Here is a 7456-nt window from a genome sequence, read left to right on the forward strand (position 1 = left end):
CGATCTCCGATGTAAAGGAGTCATCAGTTTGGAGATTTGAAAGGGTAAAATCTCCAATTTATCAACCTTCTAAGAAATAGATTAATATTTTTGTTGCTATTTTGTTACTCAAATGTGTTAAGTAATTAATAGTCAATACTTAATTACTTTTTGTATCGGAAAATAGTTGGTTATCGAATCCTTGCATTTGTTTGTTTTTTTAACCGGTTTTTTATTGCGTATGCCGATTATTAGAACCCGTAGTATTTCAATACCCATGATCCTTGCAAAGGAAAAAGAAAATATACCATTCCACTTTCAGGCACAATTTACTGAGTTAAATTGTTTTAATTTGTAACCTTAATAAACAAAAAACATGCGCACCAATAAATCCACGCTAATCATTTTATCAATATTAGTTACATTAACTTTTTGTTTTCTAAATGTAACAGCGGAAACCCGGTTTAAAAAAACACGGTACTTTTATGAGATAAAGGTATATCACTTAAAAACCCAGGAGCAGATAAACAAAACAGAACAATTTTTAAAAACAGCTTACTTACCGGCTTTACATAGAATAGGAATAAGTAAAGTTGGTGTTTTTAAGGCAATTGGTAATGATACCAGTTTAGATAAGCGGATATATGTTTTCATACCGTCTGCTTCTACTGAAGTTTTTGCAAAAATGGATGAACAATTGTTTAACGATGCACAACTTCAAAGCGATGGTGCCACTTACCTGAATGCGGCTTATAATGAAGCCCCATACGATCGCATTGAAACTATTTTATTGAAGGCTTTTATAGACAGGCCCGAATTCGCAACACCATTGCTTACATCTCCACTTGCTGAAAGAGTTTATGAACTACGTAGTTACGAAAGCGCTACAGATTATTTATATCGCCAAAAAGTGAAGATGTTTAACGCGGGTAAGGAAGTAGATATTTTCACAAAGCTAAATTTTAACCCCGTTTTTTACGGAGAAGTAATTGCAGGAGGCCGTATGCCAAATTTAATGTATTTGACAACTTTTAATAATAAAGCAGACCGTGATGAACATTGGAAGCAGTTTGGAGATGGCGCAGATTGGAAACAACTGTCTGCGTTGCCTGAATATCAAAACACCATATCCAAAGCCGATATTACTTTTTTAAGGCCTGTTGAATATTCTGACTTTTAGCCAAATCTGCCTTTTAAATAGTTCAATTTTATTTTCATTTTTTAATTGATCCGCAATCCGGCAAAATCATATTGCAAAAATAGATCTTCAGGCAGCATGCTAAACATGAGGAACCAACTGCATCGTAATTCAGCATGATGGTTCGGATTTTAGTTTAATTGTGAGGCAGGCAGATATAAAAACACAGAGTTTATTTTATGGTCATTTAAGGGATAGTACAGAAGATTTGACAATTGTCAACCTGAACGATAAGCTTGAACCGGTTTACCTGAAGCCTAAATTTCCAGATGAAACCTATATCAGTATGACAGGTAACGGGCATGGCGATCTCTTTATGCTAACTGCCCCGGGCGGTACCACTTTACTGGCCCGGCGTTATGAAAGCGGCAGTACGGAGCCTTCGAAACCAATAACCTTAAACTGTGATACCCTAAGCGGATTTGACCTGGAAAAGGCGTCTAATGCAATTACCCCTTCGCAGGAGGACCGAAATGTACTTTACCTGGCGCTGGCCCATAATAATCATAATAATGACAGGGAGCTTTACATGGGTAAGTTTGATTTCTCGACAAACACAGGGCAATCTACCAATGAAGTATTTACCGGCAAACACATCAGGGCGATGGAAAATAGCTTTGTTCAGGTGAGTCCGCAATTTGAAAAACCGAACATCGGTTCACAAAAAAAGGATATAACCGTAAGGTTTTTCCAGGAACATAACAGCCGGTTAATTGTGGCTGCGTCTGAATTTTATGTCGAAAAAAAATGATCACTGTAGCCCAACCCGGCCCTGTTGGAGTGGGCTATACTGTTGTTTCTTCATATTTCGAAAAAGCACTCATCATCAATGGTTATGATCAAAATCTGAAACAACAATTTCAGCAGTTATTGCCCGTGTATTATGACGGCAAGGGGCCAGCAACTTCGTGCTTTGCGTTTCATGAAAACACGTTAAAAATAATCAGCAACAACGAGGGTGAAAACACGAAAAGATTTCCAGCCTATGGTGAACTTGATCTATCGACCGGAAAGTGGTTAAATATGGTACTGCTAAAGGGCGGCAAACAATATGTTGCTGATGCACACGTCATCTGGTTTACTAATTCATTTGTAGTCCCTTCCAACTGGTCGCCGGGAATATTTTCGGGTAAATTTGATATCGATTTGTTCAGGTAATCTTTTTAGCATAGGAATAGCTGCGGAGGAGTGCCCCTCCGGCAGGGGCTAATTGTCAGAAAATATCCAATTTCTTATTATTGATTTACCAGAAAATAAGCCGCCAAAGAATTCAATCGCAACAAAATACTCCTTATCTTGTTGAACGATGATGAAAATATTGCTTACCGGCGCAACCGGTTATATTGGAAGGCGACTTCTCCCTGTTCTGCTTGATGAGGGCCATGAGGTAATATGCCTCGTTCGGGATAAGGACCGCCTGGATATCAAGCAATATAAAGCTGAACAAGTTAGCGTCATCGAGGCCGACCTGATGAAGCCGTCTACTCTAAAAAATCTGCCCCGAGATATTGACGCGGCTTATTACCTGGTGCATTCCATGAGTATGAGTGGTGGGGATTTCAGCAAGGAAGAATTACATTCTGCCGAACATTTTGTTGAATTTATGGATACTACCAACGCCGGACAGATCATTTACCTGGGCGGCATCGTAAACGAACAGCATCTTAGTAAACACCTGGAAAGCCGAAAGGCGGTTGAGGAAACCTTACGTGAAAGTAAAGTACCGGTTACGGCTTTAAGAGCAGGTATAATCGTAGGTTCCGGCAGTGCCTCCTTCGAGATCATCCGCGACCTGGCTGAAAAACTGCCCGTAATGATAGCGCCCAAATGGTTAAAAACCAAATGTCAGCCCGTTGCCATCCGTAATGTCATTCAGTTCCTGATTGGCGTATTGCATAAAAAGTACACTTATAACCTGCATTTTGATATTTACGGACCTGATACGCTTAGTTACAAGCAGATGCTGGAGCAATTTGCCGACGTAAGGAAGCTGAAACTTAAGATTTTTTTAGTTCCGGTTTTTACGCCTAAACTGTCGTCCTACTGGTTATATTTTGTGACTTCCACTGCGTATCCTTTAGCAAAAAACCTGGTGAACAGCATGAAGGTGGACGTAATTGCAAATAATAACGATCTTTCAGATCGCCTGCACATAGATCTGATACCATATAAAAAAGCAATTTCGCTGGCTTTTGAAAAAATAGAACAAAACCTGGTTTTATCCAGCTGGAACGACGCGGGCGATAACCGCATTTTTGCCACCGGGCTGACCAGCCACATTGAAATCCCGCGTTTCGGGGTTTTCCGCGACAAACAAAGCCAGGAAACCAGGGATCCAGACAAGGCCTTAGAACGCATATTTGCTATCGGCGGTCGTAACGGATGGTATTATGCCAACTGGCTTTGGAGTTTTCGCGGCTTCCTCGACCGGCTGTTTGGCGGTGTTGGCTTGCGCCGGGGCCGTAAAAATGCCGCCGAAGTGTCGCCTGGCGATGCGCTGGACTTCTGGCGGGTAATTTATGTGAGCAGGGAAGAAAAGCGGTTGCTGATGTATGCCGAGATGAAGTTGCCCGGCGAAGCATGGCTGGAATTTAAGATAGATGATAAAAACTGCGTAACGCAAATTGCTACCTTCAGGCCGCTTGGTTTAGCCGGCCGCTTATACTGGTATGCTATGCTACCGTTCCATTTTTTTATCTTTAAGGGTATGCTGAATAAGATTGTGGAGGTTTAGCACCGGTATTAGCTTTGTTTACCTGTACGGTATGCGGGAATTATATTTTAAGTTTTTGTATCGGTTAATAAGACTATTTACATTAAGCGGGTATTAAATATTAATAGTTTTACAATAAACAGCTGTTAATCAAAAGATTATATTTCTTTTTTTGGTAGATTCCGAGTAATCTTTTTCGTATTTTAATAAATAATTAGCGTCTTAAAAGGCTTGTTAACTTACCAAAAAAAGGTAAATTCGGGTTCAAATAACTTAAATCAACATATAATTTTCAAAAAAAAACTCCGGGTAATCAACCTGGAGTTCTCGTTAACTAAAGCTAAACTTATTTTAAATGATCGCTACAAATAAATTTGATGCGGGTACAATTTTGGTATTTGTAATAACCGAATACGGAAGATAAAAATAACCATGATAACCCCATGGAGTACCCCATGAATTCTGGCAAATAAAAACGCCACCGCCCGGTTGAGTACTATCATTAATATACCCGACAATGGGTACGGCATGACCACCTTGCAATCTGATGCCAGACACTAATGAACCGCTGGAAGTTAGCGGATTATAGGTGTAGCTTGTCGTACTAAGGCTTTCAAAATAAGAGTAAGAAGGACCTTTGTCATAAACATTAAAACCCATCATTACCGGTTTATTATTTAAAAGTGCGGTTTTAACATCTGCAATAAGCGCGGCCTTGGTATCTGTAATAACGTAGTAACCTTCAGTAGTTGTACCGCTGCTGCTTGTGCTGCCACTTTGGGTGCCAATCGGGAAATTATTAGGAGCAACGGGTATGATGTTAGTTCCATAATTGAAATAATTATAAGGATAGGTAGTATATGGAGCGGTTGTTGCTGTTGCGACATTATACCCCCCTGAGCCAAGTACAAATGGATATTTATAAAGTGACTCATTTGATATCCCATCAAAAGTATAGCCGTTGTAGGTGAGTGCCTTGCCGGAACCGGAATTATTGCTTAGCCCCTGCAGCGTTTCACCAATATTAACCATATTGGCACCGGGGTCTGAACCGATGGACCCGCCACTGATCACTACTCGTTCTACAAAATATAAAAACAGCGGACTAACGGCAGCTGCTGTAGTATTGCCTGATCCGTAATAGGATTCCTCAGACGTATTTGGGATCTCATTTTGAGTGGCGAGCACAATGCCATTGGCGATTGTAAAATTGGCTATTGGCTGTACCGAATTATTTTTATAGTAATAGAGTATCTCATCAGTTTCAGCACCACAAAAACCTGTGCAGGCACCCAGTTGTCCCTGGTCCCTGATTTGCGGGGTGACTAACAGATATGAATTATAGGCTGTGCCATTGTAAGTTAAACCATCAGGCTGCAGCCGATTGCTGAAGAGACTACTGGAAAATGACGGAACGTTTGCCAAATCCTGTGGAGTCATCGCGTTCAATCCAAAGCCGTGAAGGTTATTGGTTGTAACGGGGCTTGTGCCGGGGTTAACAACATTTGTGGATTTTTTACAGCTATTTAAAAAAACACATGCAAAAGAAACAGCTACAATAGCGATGATCAGTCTTTTCATAATATGGGATTAAATAAATGGGTTAATATGCTTTTTTCTCAAATATAAATACCCAGGTTGAAAAATACAACAACGTGGCGTTGAAATAAATAGAAATATTATCATGAGCAATATTAAAATGGCATATGTTAATATCTTGCTTGAGAAATATGCGTTTCTTTCCCTGTCATTTAATTAATTATTCGAAACATTACACAGGCTGTCCAAGTAACCTATTTACTGAATAGCTTACGATAAATAATATGAATATGCCATAAACGTGATTATGGATAGTTAACTAGGTTCCCAATTACACCTCTAAAGCCCCGTCCAAAAAAATCCCGGCACCCAGCTGCCTGATACTGCTGAGCGTTGTCTCAGCGATCTGTGCCAATGCATCTGCGGTAAAAAACGCCTGGTGGCCGGTAACCAGCACATTAGGGAAACTCATCAAGCGCTGAATAGTATCATCTTCAATAATACTTCCGGACAGGTCTTTAAAAAACAACCGGTCTTCCTGTTCATAAACATCAATACCCAGGTAGGCCAGGCGGCCTGTTTTAAGGGCTACAATAACAGCGTGTGTATCTATCAACGCGCCGCGGCTGGTATTGATCAGCGTGGCGCCCTGTTTCATCAGGCCCAGCGTCTCCCTGTTGATCAGGTGGTGACTTTCGGGGGTAAGCGGGCAATGCAGGGAGACGATATCTGCCTGTTGCAGTACTTCTTCAAAAGGAATATAATTTACACCGGCAGCAACCAGTTCCGGATCTTGATATAGGTCGAAAGCCAACACTTTACATCCGAAACCCAGCATGATCTTACAAAAAGCCTTACCAATCCTTCCGGTAGCAATCACACCAACCGTTTTGCCGTGCATGTTAAACCCTAACAGGCCGTTTAACGAAAAATTTTGTTCCCTAACCCGGTTGTAAGCTTTGTGGGTTTTGCGGTTAAGGGTTAACAGCATTGCCACGGCATGTTCCGCCACGGCCTCGGGCGAATAGGCAGGTACGCGGCACACGGTTATTCCATGTTTTTTCGCAGCCGCCAGGTCAACATTATTAAAGCCGGCGCAGCGCAACGCAATTACCTTTACTCCTTTTGCCGCCAACACTTCAATCACTTCGGCGGTCAGGTTATCGTTAACAAATACACATACGGCAAAGGTGCCCTCATCTACGGCATTAACAATATGCGGCCCCAGGTGGGTTTCCAAATATTCCACTTCAAAACCATAGTTGGCATTATGCTGGTTAAAGGTGGTAATATCATAAGGCTTTGCCGAAAAGAAAAGTATTTTCATAAAGAGGTGCTGTTGTGTTCGCAAATTTAATGAATGAACCCAATGTTTGTACTATATATCAACTATTGCTTTAATAAGACGCGATACCAGGTGGATTTTAACGGATATTATTTTTTATATTTCATCATAATCAATTATATTTGAGTGTGAATCCATTGAAAACGAATCGCTTATCCAGCAAGCACTATCTTTTTATTTTGCTGTTTTTCAGCGGATGCAGCAAAATAGTTTATACCCGGGAAGTAGTTGAACACCTGCATACCAAAGCGGACCTGGTAAAAGAATTAGGGGAGCCGGACAAAAAGACTTCCTATCCGGGTTTTGAGGAATGGGCATATTACCGGGATACCTTATCAACGTTAAATCAAACGGACACCGTCAGTAATTCAAAAATAATCCCAATAAAGGATACTTTAACAAATAAAATCGTTGCGCTGCATACTGCAAGTATTAAATTCCATGTCGATTCGGCAAACCGCATCATCAGTTATAAAAACGATGGGGTAAACCTTACTAAAAAAGTAAAGGAAAATTTCGGCGCGTCTGTTTTAGACGTTTTGGCGGGAACGGCCGTTATTTTGCTGATCATTGGCTACGAAATAGCGAAAGATAAATTCAACCTATAACCCATCATATCCTAACTAAATAATAACCGTACATCCGGAAATAAAGAATCAGCTGGCGCGATAAGTAAAAACTC

7 protein-coding genes are annotated in these 7456 nt (G+C 40.7%); 5 read left to right on the top strand and 2 right to left on the bottom strand.

What is annotated here, in order from left to right; genetic code table 11:
• Positions 1 to 355 precede the first annotated feature (355 nt).
• The 4 genes from QZY09_RS19945 (at position 356) to QZY09_RS19960 (ending at position 3911) form a co-directional block, all read left to right on the top strand.
• Positions 356 to 1159 (top strand): NIPSNAP family protein, encoded by an 804-nt coding sequence (locus tag QZY09_RS19945; RefSeq protein ID WP_295675289.1) that lies wholly within the window; start codon positions 356 to 358, stop codon positions 1157 to 1159.
• Positions 1160 to 1319: 160 nt separating this feature from the next.
• A complete protein-coding gene (locus QZY09_RS19950; protein WP_295675291.1) occupies positions 1320 to 1928 on the top strand; it encodes a hypothetical protein in 609 nt (202 codons plus the stop codon).
• On the top strand, positions 1925 to 2335 hold the full coding sequence (locus QZY09_RS19955) for a hypothetical protein (RefSeq protein ID WP_295675292.1): 411 nt from the start codon (positions 1925 to 1927) through the stop codon (positions 2333 to 2335). The genes QZY09_RS19950 and QZY09_RS19955 overlap by 4 nt, the downstream gene beginning before the upstream one ends.
• A 148-nt stretch (positions 2336 to 2483) precedes the next feature.
• Positions 2484 to 3911, top strand: coding sequence for an SDR family oxidoreductase (locus tag QZY09_RS19960; protein WP_295675295.1), 1428 nt, complete (start codon positions 2484 to 2486; stop codon positions 3909 to 3911).
• A 330-nt stretch (positions 3912 to 4241) separates the two neighbouring features.
• Here the strand turns inward: QZY09_RS19960 and QZY09_RS19965 are convergent, their stop codons facing one another.
• Both QZY09_RS19965 and QZY09_RS19970 read right to left on the bottom strand, forming a co-directional pair.
• On the bottom strand, positions 4242 to 5471 hold the full coding sequence (locus QZY09_RS19965) for a C1 family peptidase (RefSeq protein WP_295675297.1): 1230 nt from the start codon (positions 5469 to 5471) through the stop codon (positions 4242 to 4244).
• Between the two features lie 289 nt (positions 5472 to 5760).
• A complete protein-coding gene (locus tag QZY09_RS19970; protein ID WP_295675299.1) occupies positions 5761 to 6756 on the bottom strand; it encodes a 2-hydroxyacid dehydrogenase in 996 nt (331 codons plus the stop codon).
• A 155-nt stretch (positions 6757 to 6911) separates the two neighbouring features.
• On the opposite strand from QZY09_RS19970, the gene QZY09_RS19975 reads away from it, so the two are divergent.
• Positions 6912 to 7382, top strand: a complete 471-nt coding sequence (locus QZY09_RS19975; RefSeq protein WP_295675301.1) for a hypothetical protein — start codon at positions 6912 to 6914, stop codon at positions 7380 to 7382.
• The last annotated feature ends 74 nt before the right edge of the window (positions 7383 to 7456 follow it).

The sequence above is a fragment of the uncultured Mucilaginibacter sp. genome (assembly GCF_903913935.1).
Taxonomy (GTDB): Bacteria; Bacteroidota; Bacteroidia; order Sphingobacteriales; family Sphingobacteriaceae; genus Mucilaginibacter.